Origin of the sequence: Thermaerobacter composti (assembly GCF_033582035.1) — a bacterium.
Classification (GTDB): domain Bacteria; phylum Bacillota; class Sulfobacillia; order Thermaerobacterales; family Thermaerobacteraceae; genus Thermaerobacter; species Thermaerobacter composti.
Genome location: NZ_CP132508.1, coordinates 1,452,940 through 1,469,973, shown reverse-complemented (window position 1 = coordinate 1,469,973; position 17,034 = coordinate 1,452,940). Strand labels below are relative to the sequence as shown.

18 protein-coding genes are annotated in these 17,034 nt (G+C 74.0%); 17 read left to right on the top strand and 1 reads right to left on the bottom strand.

The genetic code is table 11. The features are described 5' to 3' along the window. Positions 1-296 precede the first annotated feature (296 nt). The 4 genes from Q5761_RS05895 to Q5761_RS05880 all read left to right on the top strand — a co-directional run bounded on the left by Q5761_RS05895 (position 297) and on the right by Q5761_RS05880 (position 4,826). Complete coding sequence (locus Q5761_RS05895) at positions 297-680, top strand: TadE/TadG family type IV pilus assembly protein (RefSeq protein ID WP_243123301.1); 384 nt, start codon at positions 297-299, stop codon at positions 678-680. A 233-nt stretch (positions 681-913) separates the two neighbouring features. Next, positions 914-1,459, top strand: a complete 546-nt coding sequence (locus Q5761_RS05890; RefSeq protein WP_318751534.1) for a pilus assembly protein TadG-related protein — start codon at positions 914-916, stop codon at positions 1,457-1,459. Between the two features lie 898 nt (positions 1,460-2,357). Continuing rightward, positions 2,358-2,762 (top strand): hypothetical protein, encoded by a 405-nt coding sequence (locus Q5761_RS05885; protein ID WP_243123299.1) that lies wholly within the window; start codon positions 2,358-2,360, stop codon positions 2,760-2,762. Positions 2,763-3,617: 855 nt separating this feature from the next. Further along, complete coding sequence (locus tag Q5761_RS05880) at positions 3,618-4,826, top strand: glycosyltransferase family 4 protein (RefSeq protein ID WP_318751533.1); 1,209 nt, start codon at positions 3,618-3,620, stop codon at positions 4,824-4,826. Positions 4,827-4,833: 7 nt separating this feature from the next. Here Q5761_RS05880 and Q5761_RS05875 read toward each other — a convergent pair whose 3' ends face one another. Further along, positions 4,834-5,403 (bottom strand): hypothetical protein, encoded by a 570-nt coding sequence (locus tag Q5761_RS05875; protein ID WP_318751532.1) that lies wholly within the window; start codon positions 5,401-5,403, stop codon positions 4,834-4,836. Positions 5,404-5,457: 54 nt separating this feature from the next. Here Q5761_RS05875 and Q5761_RS05870 point away from each other — a divergent pair, with 54 nt between their 5' ends. The 13 genes from Q5761_RS05870 to spoIIIAD all read left to right on the top strand — a co-directional run bounded on the left by Q5761_RS05870 (position 5,458) and on the right by spoIIIAD (position 17,024). After that, complete coding sequence (locus Q5761_RS05870; RefSeq protein WP_135225483.1) at positions 5,458-5,952, top strand: NUDIX domain-containing protein; 495 nt, start codon at positions 5,458-5,460, stop codon at positions 5,950-5,952. A gap of 141 nt (positions 5,953-6,093) precedes the next feature. Continuing rightward, positions 6,094-7,209, top strand: a complete 1,116-nt coding sequence (gcvT, locus tag Q5761_RS05865) for a glycine cleavage system aminomethyltransferase GcvT (protein WP_318751531.1) — start codon at positions 6,094-6,096, stop codon at positions 7,207-7,209. 4 nt (positions 7,210-7,213) lie between these two features. After that, positions 7,214-7,597 carry a glycine cleavage system protein GcvH gene (gene gcvH, locus Q5761_RS05860; RefSeq protein ID WP_135225481.1) on the top strand — a complete coding sequence of 128 codons (384 nt, stop codon included), beginning with the start codon at positions 7,214-7,216 and terminating at the stop codon, positions 7,595-7,597. A gap of 172 nt (positions 7,598-7,769) precedes the next feature. Next, on the top strand, positions 7,770-9,122 hold the full coding sequence (gene gcvPA / locus Q5761_RS05855; protein WP_318751621.1) for an aminomethyl-transferring glycine dehydrogenase subunit GcvPA: 1,353 nt from the start codon (positions 7,770-7,772) through the stop codon (positions 9,120-9,122). After that, positions 9,119-10,900, top strand: a complete 1,782-nt coding sequence (gene gcvPB / locus Q5761_RS05850) for an aminomethyl-transferring glycine dehydrogenase subunit GcvPB (RefSeq protein WP_318751530.1) — start codon at positions 9,119-9,121, stop codon at positions 10,898-10,900. The genes gcvPA and gcvPB overlap by 4 nt, the downstream gene beginning before the upstream one ends. Before the next feature lie 6 nt (positions 10,901-10,906). After that, positions 10,907-11,533, top strand: a complete 627-nt coding sequence (locus tag Q5761_RS05845; protein ID WP_318751529.1) for an adenine phosphoribosyltransferase — start codon at positions 10,907-10,909, stop codon at positions 11,531-11,533. Positions 11,534-11,676: 143 nt separating this feature from the next. After that, positions 11,677-12,795: a M24 family metallopeptidase gene (locus Q5761_RS05840; protein ID WP_135225479.1), complete on the top strand. Its 1,119-nt coding sequence runs from the start codon at positions 11,677-11,679 to the stop codon at positions 12,793-12,795. Positions 12,796-12,824: 29 nt separating this feature from the next. After that, entirely contained in the window at positions 12,825-13,385 is a 561-nt protein-coding gene (efp, locus tag Q5761_RS05835) for an elongation factor P (protein ID WP_318751528.1), read from the top strand. A 234-nt stretch (positions 13,386-13,619) separates the two neighbouring features. Further along, positions 13,620-14,375 (top strand): CD1247 N-terminal domain-containing protein, encoded by a 756-nt coding sequence (locus Q5761_RS05830; RefSeq protein ID WP_135225477.1) that lies wholly within the window; start codon positions 13,620-13,622, stop codon positions 14,373-14,375. A 245-nt stretch (positions 14,376-14,620) separates the two neighbouring features. Beyond that, complete coding sequence (locus tag Q5761_RS05825; protein WP_318751527.1) at positions 14,621-15,766, top strand: AAA family ATPase; 1,146 nt, start codon at positions 14,621-14,623, stop codon at positions 15,764-15,766. A gap of 92 nt (positions 15,767-15,858) precedes the next feature. After that, positions 15,859-16,374, top strand: coding sequence for a stage III sporulation protein AB (locus Q5761_RS05820; protein WP_135225476.1), 516 nt, complete (start codon positions 15,859-15,861; stop codon positions 16,372-16,374). A gap of 51 nt (positions 16,375-16,425) precedes the next feature. Beyond that, positions 16,426-16,626 carry a stage III sporulation protein AC gene (gene spoIIIAC / locus Q5761_RS05815; protein WP_135225475.1) on the top strand — a complete coding sequence of 67 codons (201 nt, stop codon included), beginning with the start codon at positions 16,426-16,428 and terminating at the stop codon, positions 16,624-16,626. A gap of 5 nt (positions 16,627-16,631) precedes the next feature. Then, a complete protein-coding gene (gene spoIIIAD / locus Q5761_RS05810) occupies positions 16,632-17,024 on the top strand; it encodes a stage III sporulation protein AD (RefSeq protein ID WP_135225474.1) in 393 nt (130 codons plus the stop codon). Positions 17,025-17,034 lie beyond the last annotated feature (10 nt).

The window sequence follows — 17,034 nt, the reverse complement described above, 5'->3', positions numbered from 1 at the left end:
CTTTTCGCTATAGATCCATGCATTCCCCCCACCGGTGCGTGCGTAGGTTGCCCTAATCGTAAGGTTTGGTTGGCCTGGTGGACATCCGGCCCGAGTGGGGGGGCTTCAGAGATGGAGGCGGAGTCCGGGCCGCTTCTAAAGTAACCGGAGTACGCACTTCTACTCGCCCTCGTGGTCATCGTGTTGATCACGGCCTTGACGGACCTCGGCGACGTCATTCGCACGCGGCTGAGCGAGATCTCCTCGGCCCTCGAGGAGGCGGGCAACTGAGCCGACCTCGTGCCCAGCGTGGGGCGGTGGCGGCGGAGTTCGCCCTGGTCGCGGGCCTGCTGGCGCTCCTGGTGTTCGGGTTCTTCGACCTGGCGGTGATCCTGAACCGCCAGATCGTCCTCGTCCAGGCCGCGCGGGAAGGCGTGCGGCGCGCCGTCGTGGAGGGCGGCGACACCGCGGAGGTCCGGCAGGTGATCGCGCGCCAGTTGCAGGCCGGTGGCCTCGACCCGGCGACGGTGGACGTGCGCATCGAACCCCGGCGACCGGCCTACGGAAGCGTCCTGAGCGTGCGACTGGGAACGGTGGTACGACCGGTGACGCCGGTGGTGCGGCCGTTCCTGCGCGACGGGATCCATCTGCAGATCGAGATGCACGGGCGCAACGAACGGCTGCGCCCACCGGACGCGTGACGGGCGGGCCACAGGGACGAGGGGCGGGACGAGGGCGCCCGCGGCGGTGACCGGGGCGGGGCGACGTCGAGGCACCACCCGCGCCCCTGCCCGTCGCCGCCGCGCGCCCTCCTCCCGGCGCGCCGCCTCCGCTCCCGTGCCCCAGCAGGGGTCGGGAACGGACACCTCGGACCCCGGCGGCGGTCCTGCGACCGCGCGAAGGGAGCGGATTGGCGAAGGGAGCGGGTTGAGCGGTGGAGGAACACGGGAGTCGGCGGGGTGCTGCCCGCGGCAGGGCGGTGGCAGAGGAGCAGCGGTTGCAGCGGGGTGCGGTCGCCGCGACCTTCCTGCTGTTGCTACCGGTGATGATCGCCGCAGTGGGACTGGTCCTCGACGGGAGTCGGCTGATCCTCGTGCGGGCCCAAGCCCAGGCCGTGGCGGACATGGCGAGCCTGGCCGCGGTCCAGGAGATCGACGAACAGGCCTTTGCCCGGGGCGAGCCCTTGCTGCGCACCGCGGCAGCCGAAGCCACCGCTCGACGATGGCTTGAGGACGGGCTGCGGCGCGCCTTCGGCGAGGCCATGGCCACCCAGAGCACGATCGACGTGGTGGTGATCAACGCGTCGGCCTCCGCGCCCCGTCGCCATCCGTGGTCGGGGCGCCGCCTCACCGAACCGACAGTGGCCGTCCGCGTCCTGGTGCCGGTGAGGCTCGGCTGGATCCCGGGCCCATCCCCGGTTTCGGTCCGCGTGGCCGCCGACGCCAGCGTGGCGATCCAGCCGACGGCGGACGCCCGGTGATCCTTCGCGTGGACCACCGCTCGCCTCCCCCTTCGCATTTCCTTCGCACCCCGCCCGCATCCGATCCGACACTCTCACCGCGTTCGCGTTACGGCCCGCTGGCGGTACGGACACGGGGAGATCCGCACGTGCACCGGCTTCATCCACCGGCTTACCCACCCGTGGTGGGTCGTCCCCTGCGCATCGGAATGAAGCCCATCGGTCGATGACCTTAGATTGAATGACCGACTTAGGATGCACGATGGAACCACGCACTTGGTTAGGATGCACGATGGAAACATGCCCTTAGGATGAATGATGGAAGCATGCTTCGCATGATGGGCGTCGACATGGTTCTACACAGGATCGTCCATCGCAAGGACGTGCCCTTCATTCAACGGGTTTCCCTGATCACCCCTGTCGGCTTTGCAGATTCACCTCACGATGCATCGGCCTTGTCTACCATTTTCGTCATCATGCGGTCGCCGCCGGCTGCCGCGGGTCCAGTGGGTCATCCCAGGCTGTCGCACGTCACGTCGGGGCGCAGCTTCATCCCGCCGACTGCTCCGGCGTCTTCTCCGCGTTGTGCGCGGGCCAGGACCCGCGGATCGCCGCGCTGTACCCATCCGAGCATCCATTGGGGCCATTCTTCATGGGTATCCGTGGGCATCGCCGTGGTCCCGGAGCTTCCCGCGATCCGTCGACGTCCCGGCGAGGGCATGGCGATCGTCCCCGGGCCATCCATGCGACTTCGGTGGCAGGGCGTAGGCAACGGCGCGTGCATACAGCCAGCCGGAGGCGTTGACAAGCCATGGGCAGCGGGAAGTGCATCCGCGATGGCCAAGAAAGATACGAGGGGACTCTTGTTCTCGATGAAATGGACGTATAATATACACGGTGAATATCCGAGAGGAGCGTGATGACGGTGGCGATCGAGTGGATTCGCAAGCGAGTGGTTCGCGAAGCGCGTTCGTCCGGTGCACTGGCCGTGAACATCCTGCCCAACGCCGTGAGCCTATCCGCTGCGCTCCGGCAGGAGCTGATGTCGGAGAACGGGAAGAAGCCGGGAGTCTACGTGCTGTTCGGCGTGCAGGGGCGCAAGCTGGCCCTGGTGAAGGCCAGCCCCGACGATCCCGACGCGTGGTACATCAATCCCAAGACGGGTCGCACGCATAACAAGCGACTACTGGCCTTGCTGGCGGAGAAGGGGTTCGGCCAGGGCCGGTACGTCATGGAGTGGAACAACCGCGCCAAGTGCTACCTCTCCGTGGAGAGGGTCGCCATCACGCCGCGCCGGCGGCGCGTGGAGAAGGCCACGGCCTGATCCACCGTCACGCGGTGCGGCCGCCCGAGGCCGCCCCGTGGGGTGGCATCGCCGCGGCGGCCGCCGAGGTTGCGGCGGCCGCGCCCCCTGGGCGCGGGGCAGGCCGCAACGCGCCACCTGCGCCCGCCGGGACGCCGTCGGCGGGGATCGATGCGAGGGGAGCACCGGGTCCGGCATCCAGGGTGCTCCCCTCGTCGTGTCGTGCGGAATCCGTCCACGGCAGGACCGGGCCCTCGCGCTGGCGTCGGCCGGTTCCTCCGGCGCGGGGTGCCTCGGGTTCCCTGCGGCCGTCGGGCCCAGGACCTGTGCTATGCTGGTCGTGGCCGTGGCCCGAAGCCGGCGGGGGTCGCTTCCCCGGCGCTCGGGTCGCGCCGCGAGACGTCTCGGGACTGCAAGCACAGCGGGGCCCTCCTGGGGCCTGGGCCGGAGCGGGGCCGTTCCCGGGCTGCTGTCGAGGCGAGGGTCGCCCCGCGAGGGCAGCCGGGGCGAATCCGTCCCGGGCTGCCGTGGAGGCGCCGCCGGCTCGACGGGTGCAATCGAGGCGGGGCCCTTCGCGGGGTGCCCGCACGGCAGGAGCCGTCGCGGGGTTGCAGCCGAGGCAGCGGCCGTACCTGCGGCGCGGGGCGGCTTCGGCGATCGCCTGCGCCCACGACTCGCGTTGCAGCCGAGGCAGCGGCCGTACCTGCGGTGCGGGGCAGACGTCGTTCGCGACCCCGATCGCAAGAGGGCCGGCTGCAGCAGCCGAGACCGCGGCCGTACCTGCGGGGCGGCGGCCGTCGGGGTGGCCGGATCGCGGCCCGGCCCCGGGGCCGGCAGCCCGGCCCCGGAGCCGGCAGGGGAGGTGGCGGTCCACCGGTGCGGATCGGGATGTTCAGCGACAGCTACACCCCCTACATCAGCGGGGTCGTCCGGTCGATCCAGACGCTGCGCCGGGGCATGGAGCAGGCCGGGCACGAGGTCTACGTCTTCGGGCCCCGCTACCCCACGGGCCTGGGAGCCGATCCCGATCCCGCCGAGGAGGCGCGGGTCGTCCGCTTTCCGTCCGTGGCCGCACCCCTCTACCCGGCGTTTCGCATCCCTCTCCCGCGTCGGGCGCAGGTCCGGGAGGCGGTGGCACGGCTGCACCTGGACGTCCTGCACACCCACACGCCGTTCGTCATGGGGCGCATGGCCCTGCAGGCGGCTCGCTCCCTGGGCCTGCCGCTCTGCTTCACGTTCCACACCCGGTACGACGTCTACCTGCGCCACTATGCCCCGGGCGCCGGGGCCGTGCTGGTGCCGGCGCTCAACGCCTACGTACGCCGCTTCTGCGACGCCTGCGACCTGGTGATCGCGCCGACCCGGGCCATCGCCCGGAAGATCGAGGAGCTGGGCGTCCGCTCGCCGGTGGAGGTGGTGCCCACCGGGGTGCCGGTGGACCGCTTCGCCGCCGGCGACCCGGCGGAGCGCCGCCGGACCCGGCTCCAGCTGGGCCTGGGGCCGGAGGACGTCGTGCTGCTCTACACCGGCCGCCTCAGCCGCGAGAAGAACCTGCCCCTCCTCCTCGAGGCCTTCCGCCGCCTGGCCGCGGCCGTGCCCTCGGTGCGGCTGGTCCTGGTCGGCGACGGTCCCCTGCGGGAGACGCTGCAGCGATCGGTGGCCGACTGGGGGCTGTCCGGACGCGTCCGGCTGACGGGTGCCGTCGCACCCGATCGCATCGCCGCCTTCTATCGCGCCGCGGACCTCTACGTCTTCCCCTCGGTGACCGAGACCCAGGGCCTGGTGGTGGTGGAGGCCATGGCGGCCGGCCTCCCGGTGGTGGCCGTGGCCAGCGAGGTCTCCGAGGAGGTGCTGGGCGAAGGCCGGGCCGGCCTGGTGGTCGCCCCTTCGGCGGACGAACTGGCCCGCGCCTGCCGCCGGCTGGTGGAGGACGACGCCCTGCGCCGGGAGATGGGACGGGCCGCCCAGCAGGCGGCCCGTGGGTACGACAGCGACCAGGTCCTCAAGCGGATCCTCGGGTTGTACGAGGCGTTGCGGGTCCGGTCCGCCCGTCCCCGTCCCGCGGTCCGCGGGCACGTCCCGTAGCCCGGGCTCACCCCTCGTCGCCGGGCAGCGACTGCTTGAGCCGCTGCAGCTCGCGGCCCAGCTCCTCCACCTCGCGCCGGGCCAGGTCGAGGAGGAACTCCAGCTCCTCGCGGCGCGAGGGATCGCCTTGCTCCAGCTGCCGGCGACACTCGTTGTAGATGTCCAGCGCCTGGTCGACCCGCGCCCGCAGCTCCTCCAGCCGCTCCCGGGGATCGGGGGGCGCAGGGGGCTCCGCCGGCGCCAACACGGCCTCGAGCCAGGCCGGTCGCGGACCGATGTCGAGGGCCAGGTAGATGTCCGTATCCCGCTCGGCGAGGACGGAGATGAGGATCACGGGATCGGGCACCTCGGCCGTGCCCACCCAGGCCCGGAACCAGCGCCCCGTCCAGATGCGGGCATGGGGGGTCGCCAGCAGGATGCGGGCGGCCTGGGGGTCGGCCTGGTCCGGGTTCGCGACGAAGTGGAGGCGCTGCAGGCGCGCGGCGAGGAACCCCAGGAGCATGAACAGCCCGGGATGTTGCGGCAGCAGGCGCGAAAGCTGCATCAGGGCGACCATCTTCTCCCGTTGCCGCTCCATCTCCCTCGCCTCCTGCCATAAGTGTACACCCAGAGGTGGAAAGGGGGGCCGGGCATGACGGGAGCCGTACCGCCGGCGGAGATCGAGTGCCTCACCCTCCACGGCCAGCGTCGCCGCTATCCGGCCCGCCAGGTGCGGTTCCGGCCTGCGGTCTACGGGGTCGCCGTCGACGGCGGCCGGGTCCTGCTGGGACGGTCGGCCTTCACCGGCCGCCTGGACATCCCCGGCGGCGCGGTGGAGCCGTGGGAGTCCCTGGAAGAAGCCCTGCGCCGCGAGTTCCGCGAGGAGACGGGGGTGGAACCGGAGCCGATCGAGCTCTTCCACTTCACGGAGAACTTCTTCGCCTTCTTCGACCGCCCGTTCCACTCCCTGCGGTTCTACTTCCTGGTGCGGGTGCCGCCGGATGCGGTCTTCACGCCGCAGCCCGGCGAGGTGACCGAGGTCCGCTGGGTGGATCCGACCGCCGTGCCTCCCGAGGCCTTCGCGCCGGGCGACCGCGACATCGTCCTCAAGGCCCTGGCCCGGGCCCAGCGGCTCGACCCCCGCTGAGGGCGGCCGGCGGCAGGGAAAGGCGGCCGCGGCTGTCGAATGGCTGTCGGGCTCCGGCGCCGCGGCATCCGATGGCGGCCGGCCCGGACCGCCCGGTCCGGCGCCGGTTGCGGCCGCGCGCCGACGGAAGGAGGCGTGCCGTTGAGCCACCCGAGCAGCGCCGCAGGCTTGCGCCGCACCCCGCTCTACGAGGAGCACCGGGCGCTGGGGGCCCGCATGGTCCCCTTCGCCGGCTGGGAGATGCCGTTGCAATACGCCGGCATCGTCGAGGAGCACCGGGCGGTCCGCCAGGCGGCCGGCCTCTTCGACGTCAGCCACATGGGGGAGATCGAGGTCGCCGGCCCCGGGGCCCGGGACGCGCTGCAGCGCCTCGTCACCAACGACGTGGAGCGGCTGGTGCCCGGCCGCGCCCTCTACACGGTGATGTGCACCCCGGAGGGCGGCATCGTCGACGACCTGCTGGTCTACCAGCTGGGCGAGGAGCGCTACATGCTGGTGGTCAACGCGGCCAACACCGAGCGCGACCTGGCCTGGGTCCGCGAACATGCGGGCGGGCCGGGGGTCACCGTGACCGACCGCACCCAGGAGACGGCGCTGCTGGCCCTGCAGGGACCGCGGGCGCAGGCCATCCTCGCGCGGGTGACCGACGACGTCGACCTCGATGCGCTGCGTCCATTCCACTTCGTCGGCGGCTGGGAGGGCATGATCTCCCGCACCGGCTACACCGGCGAGGACGGCTTCGAGCTGTTCCTCAGCTGGGACGCCGCGGTCACCGTCTGGCGCGGGATCCTGGCCGCCGGCGAGCCCGAGAGGCTGGTCCCGGCGGGGCTGGGCGCCCGGGACACGCTGCGCCTTGAGGCCTGCCTCCCCCTCTACGGGCAGGAGCTCGACCTGGACACGACGCCGCTTGAGGCGGGGCTGGAGTTTGTCGTCAAATGGGACAAGGGACCGTTCCTGGGCCGCGAGGCCTTGCTGCGGCAGCGCCAGCAGGGCCTGCGCAAGCGGCTGGTGGGCCTGCGGCTCGTGGAACCCGGCGTGGCCCGCACGGGCTACCGGGTCCTGGACGAACGCGGCGAGCCGGTGGGGCGCGTGACCAGCGGCACCGTGGCCCCGACGCTGGGGGCCAGCGTGGCCCTCGCCTACGTGCCGCCCGCCCTGGCCCGGGTCGGGCAGCGGCTGGCGGTGGAGATCCGCGGGAGAGCGGTCGCGGCCCAGGTGGTGGAGACGCCCTTCTATCGCCGGCGGCGGGGAGGTTGAGGACGTGGCCCACGAGGTGCCCGACGGCCTGTACTACACGGAGGAGCACGAGTGGCTGCGGGTGGAAGGCGAGCAGGGCGTCGTGGGGATCACCGCCTACGCCCAGGACCAGCTGGGGGACGTGGTCTTCGTCGAGCTTCCCCAGGTGGGGGCGGAGTACCGCGCGGGCGAGGCCTTCGGGGTGGTGGAGTCGGTGAAGACCGTCTCCGACGTGTACATGCCCGTCTCGGCGCGGGTGCTGGCGGTCAACGGCGAGCTGGCGGACCACCCCGAGCTGGTCAACCAGGACCCCTACGGTCGGGGCTGGCTCGTCCGGATCCAGATCCTGAATCGGGACGAACTGGCCGGCCTGCTGGACGCGGCGGCCTATCGGCAGCGCACCGGCTGATCCGGCCCCGGGTGGCGGCCGGGCCGACCCCGGCCGCCACCCGGGGCCGGCACCGGGCCGGGGCGGCCGGCAGCGGGCCCGTCCCCGGCCGGATGCCCGCGGCGACGGCGCAGAACCGGCTGGGCCGGTCCGGCGTCGCGGCCGCGGGCCACGAAGGCAGGGAAGGGTGAGCATGGCCATCGACTACATCCCCCACACCGACGAGGACCGGGAGGCGATGCTGGCCGCCCTCGGCATCGCGTCGGTGGACGAGCTCTTTCGGGACATCCCGCCCGAGCTGCGCCTCGGGCGGCCCCTGGACCTCCCGCCGGCGCTGACGGAGCCGGAGCTGGTGGCGCACCTGGAGGCGCTGGCGGCGGCGAACCCGGGGGCCACCAAGGTCTGCTTCCTCGGCGGTGGCGTCTACGACCACTTCATCCCCTCGGTCGTGCCCTACCTGGCGGGGCGCGGCGAGTTCGCCACGGCGTACACCCCCTACCAGCCGGAGGTAAGCCAGGGGACGCTGCGGGCGATCTTCGAATTCCAGACGATGATCGCCGAGCTGACCGGCCTCGACGTGGCCAACGCCTCCATGTACGACGGCGCGACGGCCCTGGCGGAGGCCGCCTTCATGGCGGTGAACATCGCCCGCCGCGAGCGCATCGTAGTCCTGGGCGGCGTCCATCCCGAGGCGCGGCAGGTGCTCCAGACCTACGCCGCCGGCCAGGCTCTGCCCGTCACCGTGGTGCCGGTGGACCCGGAGCAGGGGACCACGGACCTGGCGGCGCTGGATCGCGTGCTGGCGGCGGGCGACGTCGCCTGCGTGCTGATCCAGCAGCCCAACTTCTACGGCTGCCTGGAGCCGGCGCCGGAGATCGCCCGCCGGGCGAAGGGGGCGGGGGCGATGGTGGTGGTCAGCGCCGACCCCGTCAGCCTCGGATTGCTGGAGGCGCCGGGCCGGTACGGCGCCGACATCGTGGTCGGCGACGGCCAGTCCCTCGGGTTGCCCATGGCGTACGGAGGGCCGCACTTCGGCTTCTTCGCCTGCCGGGCCGAGTACGTCCGCCGGCTGCCCGGGCGCATCGTCGGTCGGACCGTGGATCGCCGCGGGCGGGAGGGCTACGTCCTGACGCTGCAGACCCGGGAGCAGCACATCCGGCGCGACCGCGCCACGTCGAACATCTGTACGAACCACAGCCTGATGGCCCTGGCGGCCACCATCCACCTGGCGGCCCTGGGCCCACGGGGACTGCGCCAGCTCGCCGAGCTCTGCCTGCACAAGGCCCACTACCTGGCGGAGCGGATCGAGGCGCTGCCCGGCTTCCGGCGGGTCTTTCGCGCGCCCTTCTTCAAGGAGTTCGTCGTCGCCTGCCAGCGGCCGGGCTTCGATCCCGCGGCCGCCGCGCTGGACGCCGGCTACCTGGTGGGGCCGGACCTGGGCCGCTGGGAGCCCGCGCGCCGCGGCCAGCTGCTGGTGGCGGTGACGGAGCGCCGCACGCGCGCCGAGATGGACGGCCTGGTGGCGGCGTGGGGGGTGAGGGCATGAGCACGGGACCCACGACGGGTCAGCCGGCGGAGGGGCCGGTTCCGGGCGCTGGGGGCGCGGTGCCGCCGGGGGCGCAAGGGGCCGAGGGCGTCCCGGCGGGCCCGCAGGCCAAACCGCCCGTTCCGTCGGCGCAGGGCGCCGACCGGGCGGTCCCAGGCGGTGGGCAGGGCGAGCCCGCCGACGGGGGTGGGGTGTCGCGGCCGGCGGCGGCCCAGGCGGGTGCGGCCGCCGCGACGACCCCCCGGGCCGCGGGCGCCGCCGGCCCCTCCGGCGACGCGGGGACGGACGAGCCGACGCCGGTGGGCACGGAGCCCGAGCCCCTGATCTTCGCCTACAGCCGGCCCGGTCGGGGCGGCATGCGCTGGCCCGCGCCGGACGTGCCGGTTCGTCCGGTGGAGGAGCGGGTGCCGGCGGAGCTGCTGCGTCGGGATCCGCCCCGCCTGCCCGAGGTGGCGGAGGTGGACCTGGTCCGCCACTACACGCGGCTCAGCCAGATGAACCACGCGGTGGACACGGGCTTCTACCCGCTGGGCTCGTGCACGATGAAGTACAACCCCAAGGTCGCCGAGCGGGTGGCGGCCCTGCCGGGCTTCGCCGACCTGCACCCGTACGTGCCCGACGAACTGGCCCAGGGGGCGCTGCGCCTGATGTACGAGCTGGAGCGCGCCCTCTGCGAGATCGGCGGCATGGCACGGGCGACGCTGCAGCCGGCGGCCGGCGCCCACGGCGAGCTGACGGGCATCCTCCTGATCCGCGCCTACCACCGTGCCCGCGGGCAAGGGCACCGGCACAAGGTGATCGTGCCCGACTCGGCCCACGGGACGAACCCGGCCACGGCGGCGATGGCCGGCTACCAGGTGGTGGAGGTGCCGTCGGACGCCCGGGGCGGCGTCGACCTCCGGGCCCTGGAGGCCGTCCTCGACGACGACGTGGCCGCCCTGATGCTGACCAATCCCAACACCCTGGGGCTCTTCGACGAGAACATCCACCGCATCGCCGAGCTGGTCCATGAGGCAGGCGGGCTGCTCTACTACGACGGGGCCAACGCCAACGCCATCCTGGGCATCTCCCGGCCAGGGGACATGGGCTTCGACGTTGTCCACTTCAACCTCCACAAGACCTTCGCCACGCCCCACGGCGGCGGCGGCCCGGGCTCGGGGCCCGTGGGCGTCAAGGAGGAGCTGGTGCCCTTCCTCCCGGCGCCGCTGGTAGAGCGGGATCCGGCCACGGGCCGGTTCTACCTGGATCACGACCGGCCCCAGGCCATCGGGCGGATGCGCTCCTTCTACGGCAACTTCGCCGTCCTCGTCCGCGCCTATGCGTACATCCGGGCGCTGGGCGCCGAGGGGCTGCGCCGGGTCAGCGAGGACGCGGTGCTGAACGCCAACTACGTGATGCGCCAGCTGGCCGGTCTCTACCGACTGCCCTACGACCGCACCTGCATGCACGAGTTCGTCCTCTCGGCGTCCAACCTGCGGGAGCGCACCGGCATCCGCGCCCTGGACGTGGCCAAGCGGCTCCTGGACTTCGGCATCCACCCGCCGACCATCTACTTCCCGCTGATCGTCGAGGAGGCGCTGATGATCGAGCCGACGGAGACGGAGAGCAAGGAGACCCTGGACCGGTTCGTGGCGGTGATGCGGCGCATCGCCCGCGAGGCCGAGGAGGAGCCCGAGGTGGTCCGCCAGGCACCCCACACCACCCCGGTCGGCCGCTTGGACGAGGCGCTGGCCGCCCGGCGGCCGGTGCTGCGGTGGCGCCCGGAGGGGGAGGATTGAGGGATCGTGGCGGCGGAGACGATGGAGCCGGCGGGGCCGGCGCCCGCGGAGGGCGGAGCGGTCGCGGGCTGCGCGGCCGACGGCGCCCTGGCGGGGCGTGGTGCGACCCAGGGGGCCGGCGAGGCGCTGCGGCGTTGGGTGCGCCGGGTCCCGGACCATCCCGTGCCGGGCGTGACCTTCCTCGACATCACGCCGCTGCTCGGCCACGGGCCCGCCTTCCGGCAGGCGGTGGACGCCCTGGCCGCGGCCGTCGCCGGGCTGGAGTTCGACCGCATCCTGGCCATCGAGGCCCGGGGCTTCCTCCTCGGGGCGCCGCTGGCGGTGCAGCTGGGCAAGGGCTTCGTCCCGGCGCGCAAGCCGGGCAAGCTCCCCTTGACGGTGGTCCGGCAGGCGTACGAGCTGGAGTACGGACAGGCGGCCATCGAGGTGCACCGGGACGCCATCGCGCCCGGGGATCGGGTGCTGATCGTGGACGACGTGCTGGCCACGGGCGGCACCAGCGCCGCCGCGGCGGCGCTGGTGGAACGGCTGGGCGGCCGCGTCGCGGGCTTCGCCTACCTGATCGAGATCGCGGCCCTCGACGGTCGTCGGCGGCTGGGCGACCGGCCGGTGCGGGTCGTGCTGCGCGCCTAGCGGCACCGCGGCGGGGGCGCGGGCGACCCGCCGCGCGGAGGACGGTCGCCGCCGGGCCGCCCCGGACGCCGACGGGCGCCCGGGGCGGCCCGGCCCGGCCGAGACCGGCGCGAAGCGACGAAGCGACGAAGAGAGGAGCGGCGATGGCCTTGACGGTCACCGTGGAGCGGGCCGCCCCGACGGCCCGGCGCCTCGAGCGCCTGCGTCAGCGCATGGCCGCCGAGGGGCTCGACGCCCTGTGGGTCGCGGCCCCCGCGAACCGGCGCTATCTGAGCGGCTTCTCCGGCAGCTCGGGGTGGCTGCTGATCACCTCGCAGGTGGCGGAGCTGTGGACGGACTTCCGCTACCTCGAGCAGGCGGCCCAGGAGGCCCCTGGCTTCGCCGTGGTGCGGCACGAGCCCCAGCTCTACCCCCACCTGGCGCGGCGCCTCGAGGAGCTGGGGGTCCGCCGGCTGGGCTTCGAGGCCGAGCACGTGCGGTACGGGGAGTGGCAGCGGATGCGGGCGGCGCTGCCGGAGTCCGTCGAGCTGGTGGGGATCGGCGGTTGGGTCGAACAGCTGCGCCGCATCAAGGACGCGGCCGAACGGGCGGCCATCCGCGAGGCGGCGCGGATCGCCGACGAGGCGCTGCTGGAGGTGCTGGCTGGGCTGCGGCCGGGGTTGACGGAACGCGAGGTGGCGCTCCGGCTGGAGTTCGCCATGCGCCGGCGCGGCGCCGCGGCGGCGGCCTTCGACCTGATCGTGGTCTCCGGCCCCCGCTCCGCCCTGCCCCACGGCCAGCCGGGGCCCCATCCCATCGAGGCCGGGCAGTTCGTCACCCTGGACTACGGGGCGGTGGTCGACGGCTACTGCTCCGACTGCACGCGCACCGTGGTGGTGGGGCGCGCCACGCCCCGCCACCGGGAGGTCTACGCGGTGGTGCTGGAGGCCCAGCGACGCGCCCTGGCGGCGATCCGGCCGGGCGTCACCGGCGCCGAGGTCGACCGGGCGGCGCGCCAGGTGATCGAGGAGGCCGGCTACGGCGACCGCTTCGGGCACGCCACCGGCCACGGCGTCGGCCTGGAGGTCCACGAGGGGCCGCGCCTCTCGGCCCTGGCCGAGGAGGAGCGGCTGGAGCCGGGGATGGTGGTGACGGTGGAGCCCGGCATCTACATCCCCGGCTGGGGCGGGGTCCGCATCGAGGACCTGGTGGTGGTGACCGACGACGGCGCCGAGGTCCTGACCCGGGTCAGCAAGGAGCTGCTGGAGATCGGCGGGGCCTGACGGGCCCGCCGGGAAGGGAGGCGAGGGTCGTGATCCAGGCGGGTGACTTCAAGAACGGCATGGCCGTGGTCATCGACGGACAGGTGCACCAGGTGCTGGAGTTCCAGCACGTCAAGCCCGGACGCGGCCAGGCCTTCGTGCGCGCCAAGATCAAGAACCTGGAGACGGGGGCGACGGTCAACCGCACCTTCCGCCCCGACGAGCGCTTCCCCCTGGCCCACATCGAGAAGCGGGACATGCAGTACCTCTACGAGGCCGACGGCCAGTACTTCTTCATGGACACCGAGACCTACGACCAGGTGGGGCTGGCGAGCGAGCAGCTCGGGGACGCCGTCCGGTTCCTCAAGGAGGGCATGGTCGTCAAGGTCCTGAAGACGGGCGACAAGACCCTGGGCATCGAGCTGCCGACGGCGGTGGACCTGAAGGTCGTGGAGACCGAACCCGGCGTCCGCGGCGACACCGCGCAGGGCGGGTCCAAGCCCGCGAAGCTCGAGACCGGCGCCGTGGTGCAGGTGCCGCTCTTCGTCGACACCGGCGACGTGATCCGGGTGGACACCCGCACCGGCGAGTACGTGGAGCGGGTCTCCTGACCGGGGAGCCCGTCTCCTGAGCGGCGCCGGCGTCCCGGGTTGCGCGACGGCGGCAGGGGACTGGCCACCCGCCGGGGCTGCGGGGTTCGGGCCGCCCGGGGTTGCGGGGTTCGGCCGTCGGCCCCGCGAGGACGAACCGGCCGGGGGACCGGCGCGAGTACCGCGCCGGTCCCCCGGGCACATTTCTAGGCAGGTGCCCAGGGGCGCTGGGACGCCGCGAAGGGGGGCGAAGCCATGGGCCAGTTGCGCCAGCGCGTGGCGTACGTCAGCGGCCTGGCGGCGGGGCTGGAGGTGGCCGGCCAGACGGCCGAGGGACGGGTGTTGGCCGGCATCCTCGAGGTGCTCGACGCCATGGCCGAGGAGATGGAGCGGCTGGACCGCCGGCTGGGCGAGCTGGGCGAGTACCTGGGCGAGCTCGACCAGGACCTGTTCGACCTGGAGGAGGCGGTGGGGGGCGAGGAGGCCGGCGCCGAAGGCGACTGGGGTGCGGCGGCGCCGAAGGGGACCGTCCGCGACCCCAGCGGGGACGAGGAGCCGACGCCCGCGGACTTCGAGGGGGCCGTGGTGTTCGACTCCGGCATCCCGACCCGGTCGACGGCCCCGGCGGGTGACGCCGGCCGCGGGGGCGAGGCCGAGGCCGCCGGGAGCCCCGGCCGGGCGGGCGGCGAGGAGCTGGTGGACGGCCTGTTGCTGGAGTGTCCCCGCTGCGGCACCGCCTACGCCGTGGCCCGCGACGAGCTGGAATTCGACCGGGAGCCCGAGGAGGGCGAGCAGGAGTTCGAGTGGGTCTGTCCCAACTGCGGCGAGGTGGTCCACGACTTCCTCCCCGACGCCGCCCCCGACGACCAGGACGAGCCGCTGACCGCGAGCGCCGGGGGCGAGGCGACCCACCCCGCCGGCGACGGCGCGGATCCACCGTCGGGCGGGACGCGGGCGGCCGCAGGCGGCGCGGCCGCCGGCACGGCGTCGGCGCCCGTCGCCCCCTTCTGACCGCTCCCTCCCCGCCGCCACCGGGCTGCCGTCGAGCCCGGACGCGCAAGAGCCGACGAACAGCGGGCCCGGCGCGCGGGGCGAAGGCCCCCGCGCCGGGCCCGCGTATCGGGCCGGACGCCCGCAGGCGTCCGGCCTGCTTGCTTGCGGCCGGCGGCTTCGTTCCACCGGCGGCGCCGTTGGGGGTGTTAAAGCGGTCAAGCCCCTCATATACCTGGGAACGAGGTTGGACAGGGGGCGAGCCGATGACCGTCCACGCCGACGACGGCCTTCCGCGACGGGGAGCGCCCTCCCGGACCGCGCCCGTCCGGCCCGCCGCGCACCCGGCGCACCCGCAGCCCGGGTCGACCGCTGCGCCGGACCGGGCGGTGGCGGGCGAGGGGGGCGACGATCCGTGGACGGTCCTGGAGCGGTCCCTCGCCCCCAGCCTCGCCCAGCGCCTGGCGCGGGTGGATGCCGCCCTTCGCGACCGGATCGACGAGATCCGGGTCATGACGGGGCAACCCCTGTGGCTGCTGCTGGCCGACGGCGAGGGCTTCGTGGACGCCGGGGGCCGCCTGGTGGGCGATCCGCACCGGGCCCCGGCGGTGACGACGAGGGAGGTGGCGGCATGCCTCGAGCGCATGACGGCCAGTTCCTGGTACGCCGTGCAGGAGCAGGCGCGCCAGGGCTTCCTCAGCCTGCCGGGGGGCCACCGGGTCGGCCTCGCCGGCGAGGTGCAGGTGGACGCCGGTCGCGTCGAGCGCTTCCGTCGGGTCTGGGGTCTCGTGATCCGCCGCGCCCGCTGCGTCGAAGGCTGCGCGCTCCCCCTGCTCCCCTGGCTGGTGGAACCCGGCCGCACCGGTCCCCGGCTGACCAGCGCGCTGCTGCTCGGGCCGCCCGCCAGCGGCAAGACCACGGTCCTGCGCGACCTGGCCCGCCTGGCCAGCCGGGGCGTCCCGGGACGGTTGGCGGCCCACCGCGTGGCGGTGATCGACGAACGCGGCGAACTGGCCGGCGGCGGTGCCTTCGATCTCGGGCCGCGAACGGCTGTGCTCGCCCACTGCCCCAAGGAGACGGGGATCGGTCTCGCCTTGCGGGCCCTCTCGCCGGAGGTCCTGATCACGGACGAACTGGGCGGCCCCGGGGACGCGGCGGCGGTGGCCGAGGCTGTGCACGCCGGGGTGACGGTGGTGGCCACGGCCCACGCTCGCGATCCGGAGGACCTGTGGGGGCGCCGGCAGCTGCGCGCCCTGGCCCTGGCCGGGGCCTTTCGGCGGCTGGTGGTGCTGGAGCGCAGGCCGCGGCCGGCCACGCCGGTGGCCGTCTACCGCCGCGACGGCCCGGCCCGCTGGAGCCGGCTGCCGCTGGGGACGGGCGGGATCGCGCCCCCGGTCGCCAGGCCGCCGTGATTCGCATCCCGGGGAGCGGTCGGCCGCCGGGGCCCCGGGGATGGACGGTCCAGCCGCCGCGGGTGACGGCCCTCGCGCGGAGGTGGGACGCCGTGGGGTGGGTTGGCTTCGGCCTGGTGCTCCTCGCCTCGTCGGCCTGGGGCTGGCTGCGCGCCGCGGAGCTGGCGCGACGCCCGACGGCGTTGCGGATCCTGCGTTCCGCCCTCCAGGCCCTGGAAAGCGAGATCGCCTTCGGCGCGGCACCGCTCCCCGAGGCGTTCGCCCGCATCGCGCGGTTCTACCCCGATCCCGCCGCGGTCCTCTTCGCGACGGCGGCGGCGGCCCTGGACCCGCCCCGCTCCCTGGGAGCCGCCGCGGCCTGGGAGGAGGCCCTGGCGGCCGCGGCCCGGTCCGCCGCGCTGGGCGCCGACGACGTGGCGGTGTTGCGGGCGCTGGGCCCCTACCTGGGGGCCACCGACCGGGACGACCAGGTCCGCCACCTGCGGCTGGCCATGGCGCGCCTCGAGGCCGCGGAGGCGGCGGCCCGCGACCTGGACCAGCGCTGGGGACGCCTGTACCGGTACGGCGGGGTGCTGGTCGGGGCCTTCATCGGGCTGCTGCTGCTGTAGCGCCGTCATCGGGCCCCGCCGAGCGGGGCGCGGCAGGGAGGAGGCCTGGCGGTGATCGACCCCAACCTGATCCTGCGCCTGGCCGGCATCGGCATCATCGTCACGGTGGTCTACACCCTGCTCAAGACCGCCGGACGCGAGGAGTACGCCTTCACCGTGCTCCTGGCCGGCCTGGCGGTGGTGCTGTGGATGACGGTCCAGGTCATCGTCGAGCTCTTCGAGACCATCCAGAGCCTCTTCGATCTGGGCTGAGAGCCATGACGATCGCCCAGGTGGTCGGCATCGCCCTGGTGGCCAGCGTGCTGCTCGTGCTCCTGCGGCAGGCGCGGCCCGAATGGGCGCTGCTGCTGAGCATCGTCACCGCCGTGGCCGTGTTCCTCCTGCTGGTGGACGACATCGCCGCCATCATCCGCGTCCTGCAGGAGGTGGCGGACCGGGCCGACCTGGACGCCCGCTACACCGCCACCCTGCTGAAGATCGTCGGCGTCGCGTACCTGGCCGAGTTCGGGGCGCAGCTGTGCCGCGACGCGGGCGAGTCCGCCCTGGCGGCCAAGGTGGAGCTGGCGGGCAAGGTGGTCATCCTGCTGCTGGCGGTGCCCATCCTCATGGCGGTGCTGGAGCTGTTGATCGGGCTGCTGCCGGCGGCGTGATCCAGGGGGA